The sequence below is a fragment of the Promicromonospora kroppenstedtii DSM 19349 genome, assembly GCF_000515355.1.
In the GTDB taxonomy this organism is placed as follows: domain Bacteria; phylum Actinomycetota; class Actinomycetes; order Actinomycetales; family Cellulomonadaceae; genus Promicromonospora; species Promicromonospora kroppenstedtii.
In genome coordinates, this window is record NZ_KI911572.1 from 3686 (window position 1) to 6567 (window position 2882).

At 74.0% G+C, this 2882-nt stretch carries 1 protein-coding gene; it reads right to left on the reverse strand.

Features of this window, described 5'->3' with window-relative positions; genetic code table 11:
- Positions 1-337: 337 nt before the first annotated feature.
- Positions 338-2882: M14 family zinc carboxypeptidase (locus PROKR_RS01055; protein WP_051432568.1), on the reverse strand; the 2545-nt coding region annotated here is incomplete at its 5' end.

Consider the following 2882-nt stretch of genomic DNA (forward strand, 5'->3'; position numbering starts at 1 on the left):
GCCGGGGCCCGTGCTCCGGCTTCCCGGCCGGCGTGCGCTCCGGTGCGGCGGGGGCCTCACGCGCGGCCGGGGCCTGCTGGGCTGCCGCCTTCGCGATCATTTCGGCCGTGACCTGAGGTATGGCCTCGGTCGGGTCGATGTCGGCACTCACGGGACCTTCTCCTGCTCCGGGCCTCCCACGACGGGACCCCTGCGTCGGGGCTCCCGACCACGCCCGCGGGCCACGGGGCGTTCGGGAGCACAACACGGCAGACGATAGCGCTAGCACCCGGTCTTCCACATACCCCTGGTGATCCCCGGTGCCCCGGCCACGGTGTGACCAGCACGTCCGCGGAGATCAGCCCGCGGCCCAGTGGATCGCCGTCCCCGCCTGGCTCAGGCCACCCCGGGGATGGGTACGGAAGAACACCGACGTGCCGAACACGAACGCCCGCGCATGTCCTATTTTGCCGGATACAGCTGCAATTCGCCCACTGGCAGCCTCCGGTCCGGGTCCGTGGCCCGACGAGGACCAGTGGCCGGCCAGGAAGCTGCCGTAGGTCAGCTCCGCCGTCGTGCCCGGGCCCACGTCCGTGAACCACACCGCGGGGTAGACGAACCCCCGGTCCTGCGGGTGGTCGCCCAGCACGTCGCCCGGGGTGTCGGTCTCGATGATGCCGTTGCCCGCCTCGTCGCCGCTGACCGCCGTGCCGCTGACCAGGCCGAAGGACTTCGCGGCCGCGAAGGCGCCCGCGCCGCGGCCGACGATCGCGCCGCCGTCGCGCAGCCAGGACCGGACGTGGTCGTGACCCACCGTCCCCGGCGGGAGGTCCAAGGTCGTGCCGACCCACAGCACGTCGGCACCCTCGAGGCCCGTCGGCCGGCCGGCGGCGGCGCTCGTCCCGATACCGCCCGCCGAGACCGCGACCAGGTCGTCGAAGCCGAGCGCCATGAGCGCCAGCCGGTCGTCCTGGTCACCCACGTACGCGATCGTCAGGTCCTCGGCCGGCTCCGCCGACCGGTACTCGGCGCGCGTCGAGGCATCGAGGTCGATGCCGTACCGGCCGGCCGCGACCCGGGCCGCGCCCCGCCCGTCCGGCCCGACGACGACGCCGCCGTCCGCTGTCAGCCGCGCGGCCACGTCCTGGCCGAGCAGGTCGTTCAGGGCGCGGTGGTCCGCGACGCCGGCGAGGTCGAACCGCAGGTAGCGCTCGTGGGGGACGTCGCCGCCGTGCTCGACGGGGGCGTGCAGGAGGGTGGTGCGTCCCACCGGTCCGTCGGTCGTGGCGCCCACCGGGTCCACCGTCGCGCCCCAGAGCTCGGCCAGCGACCATGCCGAGATGTCGTACATGCCCGGGACCTTGGCGGAGATGTCGGAGCCGGGGCCGAGCAGGGAGTTCGCCAGGCCTCGCAGCGGCTGGTGCAGGTCCACCACGTACGAGCCCGCGGGGTAGGTGGTGCCCGTGCCCGGCACGCGCGCCGGGGCGTCCAACCGGCCCACCTCGATGCCGTGGAACAGGAGAGTGTCCACCAGGTCCTCGGCGTCGCTCGCCGACCGCTGGTCCTCACCCACGGAGATCACATAGGCGCGCGGGAGCCGCACGGGCTCCTGGTCGTCGGTGGTGCTCCAGTGCCGCTTCCACTCGTCCGGGCCGGGGACGTGGGCAACGTTCTTCGCCGTGAGCGCAACCTTGGGCGCACCGGCCACCCCGCGGCGGAAGGTCTCGACCTGGCCCGCGAGCATGGCGTCCGAGGTGCGGTGGACGTAGTCGATCATCGAGGTCATCGCCGTGGCCGCCACCTCGGTGTCCACCGCGGAGTCGGCCGGCGTGGTGGTGGCGCCCGTGCGGCCCAGCGGCAGCTCGACCGTGGTGCCCACCGCGCCGTGCAGGGCCGCGTACTGCGCCGTGAAGACGGGCGGGTAGTCGTCCCAGCCGGACGGGGTGTCTCGGTACGGAATCTTGACGAACCCCGTGTCCCTCTCGACCGCCCGGCCTGTGTCGGGGTCGTAGTACATGTTCCCGGCGATGTCGGCGGCGACCACGTCGTCCTCGACCTGGCGCGCGATCGCGTAGCCGTGGGGCAGGAGCAGGTCGTACTCGTAGTTCTCGCCGTGCGGCGGGCCGGCGGGCTCGAGCTGCAGCACGCCCGTGTAGCCGTGGAAGTCTGCCGCGAGCAGCGGCTGCACCGCCTGGAGGGTACGCGCGTACGAGCGCGCCTCGGGCGTGGCGAGCGTGATCATGTCGCGGTTGGCGTCCAGGCCGAGCGACGTCGAGCGGGTCGCGTGGGTGCGGCCGTCGGGGTTGAGCGTCAGGCTGAACACGATCCGGTGGCGGGCCAAGGTCTCGCGCGTGGCCCGGTCGTCGGCCGTCGCGAGGCGGTCGATGACCCGCAGCGCCGCGTCCGTGCCCTCCCACTCGTCGCCGTGGATGTTCGCGGTCATCCAGATCGGGGTCTTGTAGCCCGACCGCAGGGCCGAGTCGCGCGCCGCCATGCTCGGCCGGTCGCGGATCTCCGTGCGCCAGTCCGCCTGCCGCGCGGTGTCCGCCTCGCTCTCCGGCGCCGTCACGGTGACCAGGTAGAGGTCACGCCCCTCGGTGGACTGCCCCACCACCTGCGTCGAGACCCGGTCGCTGCGCTCCATCAGCCGCTGCAGCCGGGGCGCCAGGTCGGCGTGGCTCGCCGTCCGGTTGTGGTCCGTGGCGTCGCGCTCGGGCTGCGGGAAGACCCGCAGCCGGGGCTGGTACGGGTACGACGCCGGCATGTGCACCTCGGCCGGGCCGCGAGGGACCGGGTCGGGCGGCACGTACGACGCGATGAAGGCGCCCGGGTCGGTCGGGCCGTCTGCGGGTCCCGTCCGGACGTCCGCCACGGCGGGCCCGGAGCCGCCCGACGTCGCCGTC